Source organism: Nocardia sp. XZ_19_231 (assembly GCF_015355705.1).
Lineage (GTDB): Bacteria > Actinomycetota > Actinomycetes > Mycobacteriales > Mycobacteriaceae > Nocardia > Nocardia salmonicida.
Genome location: NZ_JACUZI010000003.1, coordinates 1,120,859 through 1,134,902 on the forward strand (window position 1 = coordinate 1,120,859; position 14,044 = coordinate 1,134,902).

Sequence of the window (14,044 nt, forward strand, 5' to 3'; positions counted from 1 at the left end):
GGGCGCCGACCGGCCCGCCGCAGCGCTCCCCCACGCGCCGCATTCCCGCGATGCGCACCCGACTCGGAGCCACTGGCCGGTCGTAGCGGCACCTTCGCTACGACCGTGCGCGCGAGACTTGGGACCGCTTCGCGTCCGTGCCTATTAGGCTGAGCGCAGAGTGCAACGTTCGAGCCTGAGCGAGGGGTACAGAGGTGTCCGACCCGACCGACGAGAACAACCCGGCAGCAGAGTCTGCCGGTCCCGGCGCGCCCGGCCAGCGTGACGATTCGTCCGCGTCTCCTCCCGGCGCGCCGGAGTCGGTCACCGAGCCGGACCGCGCGACGAGGCCGCCGGTGAGCGCGGACCAGACGGTGGTGATTCGGCGAGGGGATCTGCCGCGTCAGCCCGATGATGCTGCGCGCGTGCAGGACGCTCGTTCCGGTGGGACACAGCCTGCCGCAGGGCAGGGCGATCAGCCCGGTGGTCCGCAGCGCTCGGGTGGTCCCGGTGCAGATGCTCCCGGTGGACCTCGCGCAAGCACGCAGGGCAATGCGGGTGGATCCCCGCAGGGTGGACCTCGGGCTCCGCAGGGCAATCCCGCCGGTGGACGACCGGGCGGCGCTGCACCCGGTGTGGGGCAGGGCTCCGCGCGGCCGGGGAATACGCCTGGTGGACAACAGCCTCCGGGTTCGGGGGCACAACAGTCCTGGGGTCGGCCAGGGTTCACGCCGGGTGGTTCGCGACCGGGCGCGGGACAGTCGGGCAATGCGCCCGGCGCACAGCAATTTTCGGGTCGGCCCGGCAACGCACCTGGTGCACAACAGCATCCGGGCCAGGGTGGATCACGGCCCGGGGCTCCGGTCGGTGGGCCAGGCCCGGTGAACGGCCCCCAAGCGGGACGCGGGCCGGTGCAAGGCGGTGGACGCGGGCCGAGCGGTGGACCGGGGTCGTCGGCAGGTGGACCCCGAGTAGGAGGCGGACCTGCCGGTGCGCCCGGTGCTCGGCAGCCAGGCGGGCCGGGTAATGCGGGATCGCGCCCTGCCGGACCGGGCGGTGCTCCGCGTGTGAGCGGACCCGGCGGACCGGCACCGGTCGGTCGGCAAGGGAACGCGCCTGTGGGGCGGCCGGGAGAGCAAGGACCCGAGCAGAATTCGGCCGGTGCGGGGTCGCCGTTGGCGGGGCTGTCGAAGGGTTTGCCCGGCAAGAACCGGGGCGGCGAGCCGGACGCTCCGAGCTCCGCGCCTCGTGCCGAGCAGGACGCTGATCTCGCGGGCCCTGACGCACCGACGACCGCGATGTCGATTCCCGGGCGGGGTCCGGCCGCTGGCCGTGGTTCGGCGGATGACCGCACGGTGAAAATAGGTGGTGACCAAGCGAAGTCGGCTCAAGCGGATGTACCGACGGCCGCGATGAGCCGGGCTGATCTCACCATCGATGAATCAGATGCGAAGGACGACAATGCCTTTGCGCCGAGCGATAAGTCCGAACTCGGCTCGGGTGCCGCGGCCGCGGGTGCCGCGGTAGCGGCAGGGGGCAGCGGATCCGACGAGGCGCCGGAAGCTCGGGACCCGAAGGTCGAGAGCGACTCCAGCACCCGCGTGCAGGACGGCGGTGCACCCCCGAGTGCCACCGATAAGGCTGCGGCCGAGGCTGATTCGAAGGAGTCCGAGACCGCTCGCAGTGCTACCCCGGCGGCAGAGCCCGAAGATGACCCGACTGCCGCTTCGGCCGAAGTGCCCGAGGCCGATTCGTCTGAGACTGGAGCGGCGGCCTCGCGGGACGACAAGTCGGTCGACGTCGAGGCGACAGAGAAGTTCAGCACGAGCAAGCCGACGGGCAACGGCCCCTCTTCCGAGGATCAGACCGTGGCGATGAAGGTGGCGTCGGCGGATTCGCCGACCACCGCCATGCCGGTACAGCGGGCGAAGACCGCCGGTCCGGGTGGGACCGATCGGGTGGTGCCGCCCGCCGGTGGACGGCCGGCGATGACTCCGCCGCCGAATACGCCGCGTGGTCCGGCCGGACCACGACAGGCCGGACAGCCGGGGCCCGGCCAGCTCGGACCCGCCGGTCCGGGCCAGTCCCCCGCAGGTCCGGGGCAACACGGGCCGATGGGCCCGGGTCAGCAGGGACCGCCGCGCGGTCCGCAGCAAGGACCTGTCGGCCCCAGGCCCGGTGGACCGGGGCAGCAGGCGCCGGTCGGCTCGGGACAACAGGGCCTCGGCCAGCAGGGTCCGATGGGCCCCGGTCCGCAAGGTTCGCGCGGTGCGGAGCAGTTGGGGGTCGAAGAGACTCAGCCTTCACCGCCTCGCGGTCCGGGTGCGCCGCAGCGGACGGGTGGATCGGCGCCTTCGCCTGCCGATATTCAGCCGACCCGACCTGCGCAGCAGTTGGCGGAGGGGCAGCGGCAGGTCGCGCCGCCCCAGCGCATCGGGGTGCCGGGCGAGGCCCCCGCCGAACCCGGCGCGAAGCAGTCGAAGAAATGGCTACTGGCCGCCGGCGGTGCCGCGGTGCTGGTCATCGCCTTGATCGCGACAGTCGTGGCATTGATGGGCGGCGCGGACGATTCGCCCGAGGGCCAGGTGAAGGCCGTGATCGGGGATTACACCGACGCGCTGCGCAGCGGCGACCTGGAGGACCTGCGGGCGAGCACGTGCGGCGAGCTGCACACGTTCTATCAGGGCATCACCGCCGACCAGTTCAAGGGCGTGCACGAAGTCTCGACCGAGCGCGGTTCCATCCCGGTCGTCGACAGTGTGGACGCGGTGCGGATCACCGGCGATACCGCGCTGGCTCAGGCCACGGTGTACACCTCGGCGGATCCGTCGAAGCGGACCGCGCGGACGTTCGACCTGCAGCGCACCGACGGTAGCTGGAAGGTGTGTGACCCCGCGGGTACCCCCTGACCGTGCGTCGACCCGTCATAGCGAGCACTTCTGACTGCTATGACGGGTCACACATAACTGGTGATCCAGACCAGTAAACAAGTAAGTTTTCTGGATCATGAGCAGGGAACAGACAGTGGAGCAGCCGGACATCGATGCTGTGGTCCCGGATGCGACACCGGTCGGTCAGCGCTTCGGGTTCCGCGATCACTACGAAGTCGGCCGCGAGAAGATCCGAGAATTCGCCAGGGCAGTGCAGAATCTGCACCCCGCCCATCAGCAGGAAGTCGACGCGCGCAAGCTCGGCTACGACGGTGTGATCGCCCCGCCGACCTTCGCCTCGGTGATCGGCATGACGGGCACCCGAGCCCTGCTCGACAGCGTGCTCAGCGAGTACGACCTGTCGCAGGTGCTGCAGACCGACCAGGTTTTCGAGCTGTTCCACCCGATGCTGGCGGGCGACCGGATCAGCACCGAGCTCGAGATCGAGTCGATCCGCCAGTTCGGCGACAACGACTTCATCAACGTCGGCTTCACGCTGTGCAACCAGCACGGCCAGGTCGCCGTGCAGGGCACCACCACGATCGTGGCCCGCCGCGGTGTCGAGGTCGACCCCGATATCGTCGAGGCCGTCGAGAACATCAGCATGCACCCGCGCCCCGATTCCATCGGCGGCGTGGGCACCGGTGACCTGCTGATCCGCCTCACCGGCACCGCCCCCGCGCTCCCCCAGCGCGAAACCGTAGCGGTCAACACCACCCCCGAATTCGACACCCTGACAAAGGGAACCGAACTTCCCCCCGCCACCGCCCGTCTGACCCGCGGCGACCTGGCCAACTACGCGGGCGTCTCCGGCGACCCCAATCCGATCCACTTCAGCGACCGCGCCGCCGAACTGGCGGGCCTGCCCACCGTGGTAGCCCACGGCCTGCTCACCATGGGCCTGGCCGCGCAGTACCTGACCGATTGGCTCGGCGACCCCACCGCCATCGAGAAGCTGAGCGTCCGCTTCTCGGGATTCGTCCCGGTTCCCCCCGCCGAGGCAGGCGTCATCGAGTTCTCCGGAAAGATCAAGTCGGTAGACCCCGACCGCCGCGCGGCGACAGTCCTGCTGAGCGGAATCTCCGAGGGCCGCAAGCTCTTCGGCCGAGCAGCAGCCGAAATCCGCCTGACGTAACCCCACCGTGTCCGCGGCCGGCACCCTTGCGGCCGCGGACACGCGCGCCCGGCCCCTACTTCACAGCAATGAACACCAAAACAGTCCCACCGATTCGGATTACATCCCCATCGGCCAACAACGCACCACTGTCAATAGGCACCTCATTGACATAAACCCCATTAGCCGAGTGCAGATCCTTGATCAGCAATCCAGCCCGGCTGGGCATGATGTGGGCGTGATACCGACTGGCCTTCGGATCATCGAGCACCAGCTCGTTGTCCGTCATCCGGCCGATCCGGATTCCCCCGTGCGGAATCGGCAACGTCCGCCCATCGGCGAACCGCAGATTGCCGTTGCGAATCGACTGCGGAACCTCGGTCACAGTCTCGGTCATCGCCGCGGCCACCTGATCAGAACGTCTGGAAGCCAACACATTCAACGGCTCCTGCCGCAGAACCTGCCGCTCCAGCTCGATCAACGCGGCTCCGGGATCGATCCCCAATTCCTCGGCCAGCACGCCACGCACCCGCCGGCAGGCCTCCAACGCATCGGCCTGCCGCCCGGACAGGTACAGCGCGGTGATCAACTGGCCCCACAGCGGCTCGCGCAGCGGATGTTCGTTGGTCATCGACACCAACTCGCCGATTACCGAAGAAGCCCGCCCACAGGCGATTTCAGCGTCGACGCGGGCGGAGACGGCGAGTAGCCGCTCCTCGTTCATCGCGGTGGCGAACCCGTCGGCGAACTGCAATCCGGCCAGATCGGCCAGCGCCCGCCCGGTCCATTCCCGCAGTGCCGCACCGAAAAGATTGGCGGCACCGGGGTGGTCGCCCACGTCCAAACACCGCGAACCGGCTTCGCGCGCACTCTCGAACCGGCCGAGATCACAGGCGGTATCGGGGATTTCGAGCCGATAGCCCGCACCCTCGGTCCGCAACACCTGCGCCGAATCGATCCCCGCATTGCGCAGTGCCTTGCGAATATTCGACACGAACACCTGCAGGCTGGCGGCGTAGGAATCCGGCGGATCCTCGTTCCAGACCATCTCGGCGAGCACAGCAGAAGACACCGCGCGCCGCCGGTTGACGGTGAGCGCGGCAAGGAGAGCGCGCGGCTTGGGCCCGCCGACCGCTACCGGCTCGCCGCCGACGAGCAGTCGAACGGGCCCGAGCACACGGACATCAAGACTCATGAGCTCGGGCCCCGTTTGTTGGTGCGAAAATCAGGAACCGCTGACGGAGCGTCCGGCCGACTTCAGGTCGTTGCAGGCCTCGGTCACGCGCTCGGCCATCGAGGTCTCGGCCTTCTTCAGGTAGCTGCGCGGGTCGTAGACCTTCTTGTTGCCGACCTCACCGTCGATCTTCAGCACACCGTCGTAGTTGGCGAGCATGTGACCGGCGACCGGGCGGGTGAAGGCGTACTGGGTGTCGGTGTCGACGTTCATCTTCACCACGCCGTAGCGCAGCGAGTCCTCGATCTCGGACTTCAGCGAGCCCGAACCACCGTGGAAGACGAAGTCGAACGGCTGCGCGCCGGACTCGAGGCCGAGCTTCTCGGCGGCCACGCGCTGACCCTCGGCCAGCACCTCGGGCTTGAGCACCACGTTGCCCGGCTTGTACACACCGTGCACGTTGCCGAAGGTGGCGGCCAGCAGGTACTGCCCGTTCTCGCCCGCACCGAGCGCCTCGATGGTCTTCTGGAAGTCCTCGGACGAGGTGTAGAGCTTGTCGTTGATCTCGGCCTCGACGCCGTCTTCCTCGCCGCCGACGACACCGATCTCGACCTCGAGGATGATGTTGGCCGACTGACAGGCCTTCAGCAGTTCCTTGGCGATTTCGAGGTTCTCGTCGATCGGGATGGCCGAGCCGTCCCACATGTGCGACTGGAACAGCGGGTTCTGGCCGTTGTTCACGCGCTCCTGCGAGATCGCGATCAGCGGACGCACGTAGGTGTCCAGCTTGTCCTTGGGGCAGTGATCGGTGTGCAGCGCGATCGTCACGTCGTATTTCGCGGCGATGACGTGCGCGTACTCGGCCAGCGCCACCGCGCCGGTGACCATGTCCTTCACGCCGAGGCCCGAAGCGAATTCGGCGCCACCGGTGGAGAACTGGATGATGCCGTCACTGCCCGCGTCGGCGAAGCCCTTGATGGCGGCGTTGATCGTCTCCGACGAGGTGCAGTTGATAGCCGGGAATGCGAACGAGTGCGCCTTGGCCCGGCCGAGCATCTCGGCGTAGACCTCCGGGGTCGCGATAGGCACAGCAGTGACCTCCGTCTTGTGGGGAGCAAAAACCAATTCTGTCAGGCCACACCCTAAATTAGGAAGGCGAACGCGAGATCACCCGGTGGGCCGAGGTTCACCCGCAGGGCACTCATGTCACAGATCGGACCGGTACTGTGGGGGCCGTGACTTTGCTGGCGGTATCCGATGCGGTGACGACCAACCTTGCGTTGACCCAGTTGCTGGACCCGATGTATCTACTCCAAGAGACCTGGCTCGCGAATGCGGTGCTGCCCGCCATCCTGGCGATTGTCTTCATCGAGACCGGTTTGCTGTTCCCGTTGCTGCCAGGTGACTCGCTGCTGTTCACCGGCGGCATGCTCGCCGCGCAACCGGGCTCGACCCTCTCGATCTGGGTCCTCGTACCGTTGGTGATTCTCACAGCCTTCCTCGGTGATCAATGTGCGTATTGGATCGGCCGAAAGATCGGTCCGGCCATCTTCAACAAGGAAGACAGCCGCTTCTTCAAGAAGCACTACGTCACCGAGACGCACGAGTTCTTCGAGAAGCACGGCCCCAAGACCATCATCCTGGCCAGGTTCGTGCCGATCGTGCGCACGTTCATGCCGGTGCTGGCCGGTGTGTCGCAGATGAGCTACCGCAAGTACGTGGCGTTCGACATCATCGGCGCGGTGCTGTGGGGTGGCGGCGTCACGATCCTCGGCTACTTCCTCGGCAATGTGCCGTTCATCCGCGACCACATCGAAGGAATCTTCCTGCTGATCGTGTTCGTCTCGATCCTGCCCGCGGTCATCACGGTCGGTAAGAAGGTGCTCGAGCGCCGCAACGCACCGGCCGCGCCGGCGCAGAGCGGCGAGCTGGCTGCTTCGACGAACGAGACGCACTGATCCCTGTGACCGCAGTACCGTCGACCCTCGCTATGGGCAGCTTCGATCCGCTGATCTCGGCAGGCCCCGCTGTGGTCTGCACGGTGGTGCTCGTTTTCGTCTTTCTCGAATGTGCGTTCATCATCGGGCTGTTCCTGCCCGGTGATTCGATGCTGATCACCGCGGGCATCGTGCTCGCCTCCCATGCCAATGGCGAAGCGCAGGTCTGGGCGCTGTCGGTGGGCACCATGCTCGCGGCGATCGCGGGTAATCAAGTGGGCTATGTCGTCGGTGCGCGTACCGGGCATCGCCTGGTGGCGCGCAAGAACGGCCGCTATATCAACACCAAGAATCTGGCCAAGGTCACGGGTCTGCTCGAACGGCACGGGTTCCTCGCGGTGCTGGTGGCCCGCTGGATTCCGTGGGTGCGCACGCTGTGCCCGATGGTGGCGGGCGCGGCCGGGATGGATCACCGGCGCTACACCGTCGCCAGCACGCTCGGCGCGATCATCTGGGCGCCGGTGCTGTTGTTGATCGGGTATTACGCGGGCGAGTTCCTCGAGCAGGTGCCGTGGCTGATGCCCGTCGTGATCGGCACGCTGATCGTGGGTCTGATCATCGGCACCGTCCTCGGCATCCGGCACTATCGCCAGGAGATGGCGCGACCGGTCGACGACTACGACCTCGAGCCGAGCATCGCGGGCGACACCGAGCGCTGAGCTACAGCCCGGCCGCGCTGACCTGGTAGGCCGCTTCCATCAGCATCCAGCCGGACAGTTGCACGGACAAGTCGCGTTCGGGCACCGCCGAGGCCGTCACCGACCCGCCCGCGGTGAACTTGCCCGCGCCCGCGATGCCGCCGGGAAGCCTGGCCGGTTTGCACCAGTCGTACCCGAACAGCGGCTCGCCCTCGACCTCGAGCCGGTTGGCCCAGGCGGCGGTGGCCGAGGCTTTGACGATGGCCGCGGCGGTGCGGCGATCGGTTTCGGCCTGCTTGCCCTCGCCGGGCAACATCAGGGCGACCACCGCGAGGTAGCGCGCCAGCACGCCGTTGAACAGACCACCGTCACCGCCGCCGCCGCCGTTGATCACCAGGCGGGTGGTCATGTGTTCTTCCACCGCGGCCAGCAGTGAGCTGACCCGTTCGACGTGGCGTTCATCGTCGTCGGTGTGCACGGCCAGCTCGGCTTCCAGGCCGAGGACGACACCCTGGCAGTAGCTGAACACCGGACGTTCGATCTCACCGGAGGGCAGGTGGATGCCGTCGAGGATCAGGCCGGATTCGGGGTCGCGGAGGGTGGCGTCGATCCAGTCGGCCATCTCGCGGGCGCGCTCCACGCGACCGAGGCGTAGGAGGGCGATGCCGGCCGGGCCGTTGGCGGGGGCATTGAAGAAGTCCGATTTGATCCGCCACGGAATGCCGCCGCCGACCTCGGGTTCCCAGGCGCCGTAGAGCTTCTGTTCCAGGGCGATCAGCCCACTGCGGGCCGAGGTGAGTTCCTGGGTGCGCTCGGCGCGTTCCAGTGCGATGGCCAGCCAGGCCATGTCGTCGTAGTAGCGGTTGGTCCAGCCGGTGATGTTGCGCAGCCGGATGGCGCGGGCGATCGCGCCGATGCGCCTGCGCCGGGCGGGGGTGGGCACGCGATTGGCGGCGTCGACCGCCACATCGAGCAGGTGGGCCTGCCACCAGTAGTGCCAGCCCGCGAAGGCCCGTTCGCGGCGGGTCGCCGGCCAGCCGACAACACCCAATTCCGTTCCGGGACAACTCCACAGCATTCGCAGATGCCGCGAGATGATCGCGGACTCGGCCATATCGGCACGCTCGGACCACAGCGCCGGGGTGGGCACGGATCCGGCGCGATCAGAGGGCTGGGGGCGCCGGCCGCTGCGCGAGGTCATGGCACCATGGTGCCAGGTGGTACCGACATTCCGTGCCCATTCCGTTACCAGGCCGCAGACAGGTCGGCGTGTTGACGGATCCAGGCGTGCATGGCGATGCCCGCGGCCACACCGGCGTTGATGCTGCGGGTGGAGCCGAACTGGGCGATCGAAACAGTCAGGGCCGCTGCGTCTTTCGCGTCATCGCTGACGCCGGGGCCCTCCTGGCCGAACAGCAGCAGGCAGTGACGGGGCAGATCGGCCGTTTCCAGTGGGACCGCGCCCGGCACATTGTCGACGGCAACCACCGTCAAACCCTCGCGCGTGGCGAATTCACGCAGTTCGGCGAGGTCGCTGTGATGGACGAGGTGCTGATAGCGGTCGGTGACCATGGCGCCGCGGCGGTTCCAGCGCCGCCTGCCGACGATGTGTACGGCCGCGGCGGCGAAGGCATTGGCGGTGCGCACGACGGTGCCGATATTGGCGTCGTGGCCGAAGTTCTCGATGGCCACATGGAAGGGGAACCGGCGGGCATCGATGTCGGCGACGATCGCCTCGCGGGTCCAGTAGCGGTAGGCGTCGACGACATTGCGGCGGTCGCCTTCGGCCAGCAGGACGGGGTCATAGCGGGCGTCAGCAGGGGCGGGAGTGTCGTATTCCTGCTCCCACGGACCGAGGCCGTGCGGGTGCTCGCCCCACTCGGTCGGGCCCGCGACCTCTGGTTCATCCACCCGGCAATGCTAGGTGGGAGCTCAGTAGGTCGAAGAATCGGCCGTCATTACCAGCAGCAGCACCGAACCGGCCACGACGAGGATCGACACACCGAGGACGCAGCTGCCGACGATGCCCATGATGTAGCCGGCATTGGCCTGCGAGCGGCCACCGATCTGCCCACCGGAGGCATCGATCTCGGCGACGACCTTGCGCCCCTTCATCCAGGCGAACGGGGCGCACAAGCCGCACAGGGCCAGTCCGAGAATGCCGAGGATGAGGACCGTCGTCGACTCGGGGTGCTCCGGCGGGCGCGGGTAATAGCCCTGGGGCGGATAGCTCATGGGCCAAGGGTAATCGCGGCGACCGCAGGGCGCTTACCCTGGAAGAACACCGACTTCGGGTGGTGAGCGAGATGGATCATGAGCGGGTAGCGCGGGCGCTGATCGGCGTCGTGGCGGGGTATCTGATCGCGCTCGCGGTGTGGCTGGCGTGGTTGGCTCCCCACGCACCACCGGGGACGCTGCCGTATCAGGTGATGATCATGGTCGGGTTGTTCGGCTCGGCGTGCGGGATCGCGATGGCGTTGGCTTCGATGCCGACGCGGGCGGATCGGCAGCTGCGCAAGCACGGGCTGGAGGGGTGGGCGCGGATCGATGGGGTGCATCCGTTGAGCCGGACCGATCACGCGAGTGAACTGACCGAGCTCGATGTGGAGCTCACGGTGCCAGGGGCCGAGAGCTACCACGGGACGATCGTGGTGGATGTGATGCCGGTCCACAAGGCGAGAATGGTTGTGGGAGAGACAGTTCCGATTCGGGTGGACCCGCTGGACCGCGATCGGATCATCCTGGTGCTGTGAGCGCGGGTGCGTCGGTGGGCGCGGGCTCGACGGACGGCACGGGCGCGTTCGACGGCGTGGGCGACGGGAGGCCGACGATCGGCCGGCCGCGACGAAGAGTGCGTTGCCAGCGGAGGGGGTCGAAGACCGCAGGCTCGGTCTCTTCGATGAAGGCGCGGATCAGCCCGACGAAGCGGGTCGGGTCGAAGTGATGGGGGAAATGGCCTGCGCCGACGAAGATTTCGATGCGACTGCCGGGGAAGGCTCGGTGGGCGCGATCGGCGTGACCCGACGGGATGACGGTGTCGCGGGTGCCGCCGACGACCAGCGTCGGGAGGTGGGCGGCGAGATAGCCGCGGTCCAGCATGGTGATGGTCTGGCCGCGGCGGTCTGCCGCGGCGCGAATGGTGCGCAGGAAGGCATTGCGGGCGCCGGCGTCGGAGAGGTGGCCGTAGAGGCTGAGCACGTATTCGGCGTCGGGGCCGAGGCCGAGTCCACCCGCCGCCGTCACCACCGGGATCACGGCGCGCACGGCGGTGCGGACCGGCCAACACGTGATCGCCTTCAGCGCTGGGCCCGCGCCTGCCAGCGTCGCGAGCCGGAAAGCGGGATGCACGCCCGCGCCCATCCCCGCCGGGCACACCAGTGCGATCCGCTCCACCTTCTCGGGGAACTGGTAGGCGAACTGCATGGCCACGCCGCCGCCGAGGGAGTGCCCGACGACAGTGATCCGCTCGATCCCGAGGATGCTGAGCAGATCGCGCATGCCGTTGGCATAGGCCGCCACGGCGTAGTCGCCACGCGGTTTATCCGAATCACCGTGGCCGAGCAGGTCGGGCGCGATCACTGTGTAGTGCTCGGCTAACGCGTCGAAAACCGGCGCCCAGGTCAGGGAGCTGTCAGTGATGCCGTGGATGAGCAGCAGCGGCGGACCGGTTCCGGCCATCCTGAACGCCCGGCGATACCCGTGCACCTCGATGAACTGCGCTTCCCCGCTCATCCAGGAAGCGTGCGCGCGAGGTGTTGCATCGCGACAACACAGAGGTAAGCGCCATGTGACGGTGCCTGCTGTCCCACCACCTCCCAGGTATCCGCGAAATCAGCGGTGCTGGGGCGGCGGCTCCGTGAGCAGGTACTGCGCGGCGGTGTAGGTGGCCAGAATGGCGCCTTCGGTGATCCGGCGGGTGCGATCGTCGCGGGCGAACAGGCGGCGCAGGACGATCAGGCCGTCCGAAATCGTGAACAGCAGGGCGCCGAGACCGTAGCCGCTGCGTGGGTCCGCGTTCGGAATGTTCAGGCCCGCGATGTTTTTCGCATCCGGGGCGAGAGCTGGATCCGAAGCGAGCGTGGCGGCCGTGCCCAACGTCGCGCCGTAGGCGGTGAGCGGGACAACGAGGTTCGGGGCTTTGACGCGCAGCAGGCCGGCCGCGCCGACCCAGGCCACCACTCTGGGTAGGGCGATCTCGGGGCGCGGGCGGGCGCCTCGTTTCCACCACAGCAGGGAGTAGCCGGTTTGCATGACCGCGAACGACGACGCGCCCGCGATGAGGCGGCGGTCGTCGTCGGGATCGAGCAGCAGCACGTCACCGACGGTGGCCGCGGCCAACGAGCCGAGCAGCAACCGCCGCTCGGCCGGATCGAGCTCGACGCCGCTGGTCACCGTGTCGGCGGCGAGCAACGGCATCAGCAGTGGCTTGGCGACCCATTGCAGACGGTCGCGGCCGGTGACGGCACCGAACACGGTGACCGCCGCCGCCACCACGTACGCGACGCGCAGCTTTCGCATGTCAGAAGCTCGGTTCCTTCGGGGCGGGCGGCAGGGTGACGACCTGGCCCGCGTAGCTCAGACCCGCGCCGAAGCCGAGCAGCAGCGCGAGCTGACCACCCTTCGCCTTGCCGGTGACCAACATTTCCTCGATCGCCAGCGGCACCGAGGCGGCAGAAGTGTTGCCGGTGTTCTCGATGTCGTTGGCGATCGGGACACTCTCGGCCAGGCCGAGGTTCTTCTTCATCAGCTCGTTGATCCGGGCGTTGGCCTGGTGCGGGACGAACACCTCGATGTCCTCCTTGGCCACGCCGGAGGACTCGAGCGCCGCCGAGAGCGCGCGCGGCAGGGTGACCGCGGCCCAGCGGAAGACCTTCGGGCCCTCCATGTGCAGCGACATCCGGCCGACGGCCTCGACCGCAGGATCGGTGCCCTGCAGAGCCTGAGCCTTGTTCATGTACGCCAGGAAATCGACGTCCTGGGCGATGGCTTCGGCGTTCTCGCCGTCGCTGCCCCAGACCGTCGGGGAGATGCCGTTGTCCTCGGCCGGGCCGACGACCACAGCGCCCGCGCCGTCACCGAAGATCATCGCGGTGCCGCGGTCGGTGGGGTCGAGGCCGACGGTCATCGTCTCGGCGCCGATCACCAGCACGTAGTCGAACGAACCGGCACGGATCAGGTCGGCGGCGACACCGAGCCCGTAGCAGAAGCCACCGCAGCCGGACGTTAAATCGAAGGCGGCGACACCGTTGAGCCCGAGGTCGAAAGCCACCGAGGGGGCGCCGTGTGGGGTGAGCTTGAGCCAGCTCGAGGTGCACAGGATGACCGCGCCGATCTTGCTTCGATCGATCGGGGTGTTGTTCAGGGCGCGCTCACCCGCGGCCACGGAGATCGACCGGATCGTCTCGTCGCCACTGATCCAGCGCCGGTTGTGGATACCGGTGCGCTCGAAGATCCAGTCGGGCGTCGAGTCGAGGGTCTCGCACACTTCGGCGTTGGTGACGATGCGCTGCGGACGGTAGGCACCGATCCCGAGCATCGCGACGTTGTCGCGACCTTTGTTTACTGCAATGCTCACCACAGGTGACTCACACGTCCTTCAGACTGTCCGGACACACCACGTCGTCGTCCGGGTTCGGCGTTGTTCAGGCTATCCCAGGGCAAGATCGTCGAGGCCGAGGATGGATCGATAATCCAGCCCCTCCTCGGCGATCACCTGGTCAGCGCCGGTTTCCCGGTCGACGACAGTGGCAACACCGACCACGATCGCGCCCGCGTCACGCAGCGCGCGCACCGCGGTGAGCGGCGAATTGCCGGTGGTGGTGGTGTCCTCGACAACGAGCACCCGCTTGCCGACGACGTTGGGGCCCTCGATCTGGCGCTGCATGCCGTGTGCCTTGGCGGCCTTGCGGACCACGAAGGCGTCGATCGGGCGGCCCGGCGCGTGCATCACGGCCATCGCGACCGGATCGGCACCCATGGTGAGCCCGCCGACGGCGTCGAAGTCCCAGTCGGCGACGAGCTCGCGCAGCAGGGATCCGATCAGTGGGGCGGCCTGGTGGTGCAGGGTCGCGCGGCGCAGGTCGACGTAGTAGTCGGCCTCCTTGCCCGAGGACAGCGTCACCTTGCCGTGCACGACCGCGAGATCGCGCACGAGGGTGGCCAGCTGGTCGCGATCGGCCTTCGTGAGCGCCTGACGTGCTTGGTCGATCATC

General features: G+C 68.0%; 15 protein-coding genes. 6 read left to right on the forward strand and 9 right to left on the reverse strand.

Going from position 1 to position 14,044, the window contains the following annotated elements:
• The first annotated feature begins 423 nt into the window (after nucleotides 1–423).
• The 3 genes from IBJ82_RS18440 to IBJ82_RS18450 all read left to right on the forward strand — a co-directional run bounded on the left by IBJ82_RS18440 (nucleotide 424) and on the right by IBJ82_RS18450 (nucleotide 4,044).
• On the forward strand, nucleotides 424–864 hold the full coding sequence (locus IBJ82_RS18440; RefSeq protein ID WP_194827062.1) for a hypothetical protein: 441 nt from the start codon (nucleotides 424–426) through the stop codon (nucleotides 862–864).
• Nucleotides 865–1,391: 527 nt separating this feature from the next.
• Nucleotides 1,392–2,888: a hypothetical protein gene (locus IBJ82_RS18445; RefSeq protein WP_194827063.1), complete on the forward strand. Its 1,497-nt coding sequence runs from the start codon at nucleotides 1,392–1,394 to the stop codon at nucleotides 2,886–2,888.
• A 97-nt stretch (nucleotides 2,889–2,985) separates the two neighbouring features.
• Nucleotides 2,986–4,044, forward strand: coding sequence for a fused (3R)-hydroxyacyl-ACP dehydratase subunits HadA/HadB (locus IBJ82_RS18450; protein WP_194827064.1), 1,059 nt, complete (start codon nucleotides 2,986–2,988; stop codon nucleotides 4,042–4,044).
• A 55-nt stretch (nucleotides 4,045–4,099) separates the two neighbouring features.
• On the opposite strand, the gene IBJ82_RS18455 is transcribed toward IBJ82_RS18450, so the two are convergent.
• Together IBJ82_RS18455 and fbaA are read right to left on the reverse strand one after the other, a co-directional pair.
• The gene (locus IBJ82_RS18455) at nucleotides 4,100–5,218 is read right to left on the reverse strand and encodes a BTAD domain-containing putative transcriptional regulator (protein ID WP_194827065.1); all 1,119 of its coding nucleotides are present in this window, start codon (nucleotides 5,216–5,218) and stop codon (nucleotides 4,100–4,102) included.
• Nucleotides 5,219–5,248: 30 nt separating this feature from the next.
• Nucleotides 5,249–6,286, reverse strand: coding sequence for a class II fructose-bisphosphate aldolase (gene fbaA / locus IBJ82_RS18460; RefSeq protein ID WP_194827066.1), 1,038 nt, complete (start codon nucleotides 6,284–6,286; stop codon nucleotides 5,249–5,251).
• A gap of 212 nt (nucleotides 6,287–6,498) precedes the next feature.
• Here fbaA and IBJ82_RS18465 point away from each other — a divergent pair, with 212 nt between their 5' ends.
• Together IBJ82_RS18465 and IBJ82_RS18470 are read left to right on the forward strand one after the other, a co-directional pair.
• Nucleotides 6,499–7,155 carry a DedA family protein gene (locus IBJ82_RS18465; RefSeq protein WP_228537396.1) on the forward strand — a complete coding sequence of 219 codons (657 nt, stop codon included), beginning with the start codon at nucleotides 6,499–6,501 and terminating at the stop codon, nucleotides 7,153–7,155.
• Nucleotides 7,156–7,187: 32 nt separating this feature from the next.
• A complete protein-coding gene (locus tag IBJ82_RS18470; protein ID WP_194827237.1) occupies nucleotides 7,188–7,853 on the forward strand; it encodes a DedA family protein in 666 nt (221 codons plus the stop codon).
• A 1-nt stretch (nucleotide 7,854) separates the two neighbouring features.
• Here the strand turns inward: IBJ82_RS18470 and IBJ82_RS18475 are convergent, their stop codons facing one another.
• The 3 genes from IBJ82_RS18475 to IBJ82_RS18485 all read right to left on the reverse strand — a co-directional run bounded on the left by IBJ82_RS18475 (nucleotide 7,855) and on the right by IBJ82_RS18485 (nucleotide 10,067).
• Nucleotides 7,855–8,946: a glycoside hydrolase family 76 protein gene (locus IBJ82_RS18475; protein WP_194827238.1), complete on the reverse strand. Its 1,092-nt coding sequence runs from the start codon at nucleotides 8,944–8,946 to the stop codon at nucleotides 7,855–7,857.
• A 131-nt stretch (nucleotides 8,947–9,077) separates the two neighbouring features.
• The gene (locus tag IBJ82_RS18480) at nucleotides 9,078–9,743 is read right to left on the reverse strand and encodes a TrmH family RNA methyltransferase (protein WP_194827068.1); all 666 of its coding nucleotides are present in this window, start codon (nucleotides 9,741–9,743) and stop codon (nucleotides 9,078–9,080) included.
• Nucleotides 9,744–9,764: 21 nt separating this feature from the next.
• On the reverse strand, nucleotides 9,765–10,067 hold the full coding sequence (locus tag IBJ82_RS18485) for a DUF4190 domain-containing protein (protein WP_194827069.1): 303 nt from the start codon (nucleotides 10,065–10,067) through the stop codon (nucleotides 9,765–9,767).
• Between the two features lie 71 nt (nucleotides 10,068–10,138).
• On the opposite strand from IBJ82_RS18485, the gene IBJ82_RS18490 reads away from it, so the two are divergent.
• On the forward strand, nucleotides 10,139–10,585 hold the full coding sequence (locus tag IBJ82_RS18490) for a hypothetical protein (RefSeq protein WP_194827070.1): 447 nt from the start codon (nucleotides 10,139–10,141) through the stop codon (nucleotides 10,583–10,585).
• Here IBJ82_RS18490 and IBJ82_RS18495 read toward each other — a convergent pair.
• The 4 genes from IBJ82_RS18495 to pyrE all read right to left on the reverse strand — a co-directional run bounded on the left by IBJ82_RS18495 (nucleotide 10,569) and on the right by pyrE (nucleotide 14,043).
• Entirely contained in the window at nucleotides 10,569–11,564 is a 996-nt protein-coding gene (locus IBJ82_RS18495) for an alpha/beta fold hydrolase (RefSeq protein ID WP_194827071.1), read from the reverse strand. The two genes, IBJ82_RS18490 and IBJ82_RS18495, sit on opposite strands and share 17 nt — an antisense overlap.
• Nucleotides 11,565–11,663: 99 nt before the next feature.
• Entirely contained in the window at nucleotides 11,664–12,350 is a 687-nt protein-coding gene (locus IBJ82_RS18500) for a lysoplasmalogenase (RefSeq protein ID WP_194827072.1), read from the reverse strand.
• Nucleotide 12,351: 1 nt separating this feature from the next.
• Complete coding sequence (locus tag IBJ82_RS18505; RefSeq protein ID WP_194827073.1) at nucleotides 12,352–13,410, reverse strand: beta-ketoacyl-ACP synthase 3; 1,059 nt, start codon at nucleotides 13,408–13,410, stop codon at nucleotides 12,352–12,354.
• A 69-nt stretch (nucleotides 13,411–13,479) separates the two neighbouring features.
• Nucleotides 13,480–14,043: an orotate phosphoribosyltransferase gene (gene pyrE / locus IBJ82_RS18510; RefSeq protein WP_194827074.1), complete on the reverse strand. Its 564-nt coding sequence runs from the start codon at nucleotides 14,041–14,043 to the stop codon at nucleotides 13,480–13,482.
• Nucleotide 14,044: the final 1 nt, after the last annotated feature.

What these genes read in the sequence shown, in the direction of transcription:
- IBJ82_RS18470 (WP_194827237.1), top strand. Translation starts at nt 7,188, where the DNA reads ATGGGCAGCTTCGATCCGCTGATCTCGGCAGGCCCCGCTGTGGTCTGC.
- IBJ82_RS18490 (WP_194827070.1), top strand. Translation starts at nt 10,139, where the DNA reads ATGGATCATGAGCGGGTAGCGCGGGCGCTGATCGGCGTCGTGGCGGGG.
- IBJ82_RS18465 (WP_228537396.1), top strand. Translation starts at nt 6,499, where the DNA reads ATGTATCTACTCCAAGAGACCTGGCTCGCGAATGCGGTGCTGCCCGCC.
- IBJ82_RS18450 (WP_194827064.1), top strand. Translation starts at nt 2,986, where the DNA reads ATGAGCAGGGAACAGACAGTGGAGCAGCCGGACATCGATGCTGTGGTC.
- IBJ82_RS18455 (WP_194827065.1), bottom strand. Translation starts at nt 5,218, where the DNA reads ATGAGTCTTGATGTCCGTGTGCTCGGGCCCGTTCGACTGCTCGTCGGC.
- IBJ82_RS18475 (WP_194827238.1), bottom strand. Translation starts at nt 8,946, where the DNA reads ATGGCCGAGTCCGCGATCATCTCGCGGCATCTGCGAATGCTGTGGAGT.
- IBJ82_RS18485 (WP_194827069.1), bottom strand. Translation starts at nt 10,067, where the DNA reads ATGAGCTATCCGCCCCAGGGCTATTACCCGCGCCCGCCGGAGCACCCC.
- pyrE (WP_194827074.1), bottom strand. Translation starts at nt 14,043, where the DNA reads ATGATCGACCAAGCACGTCAGGCGCTCACGAAGGCCGATCGCGACCAG.
- IBJ82_RS18445 (WP_194827063.1), top strand. Translation starts at nt 1,392, where the DNA reads ATGAGCCGGGCTGATCTCACCATCGATGAATCAGATGCGAAGGACGAC.
- IBJ82_RS18500 (WP_194827072.1), bottom strand. Translation starts at nt 12,350, where the DNA reads ATGCGAAAGCTGCGCGTCGCGTACGTGGTGGCGGCGGCGGTCACCGTG.
- IBJ82_RS18495 (WP_194827071.1), bottom strand. Translation starts at nt 11,564, where the DNA reads ATGAGCGGGGAAGCGCAGTTCATCGAGGTGCACGGGTATCGCCGGGCG.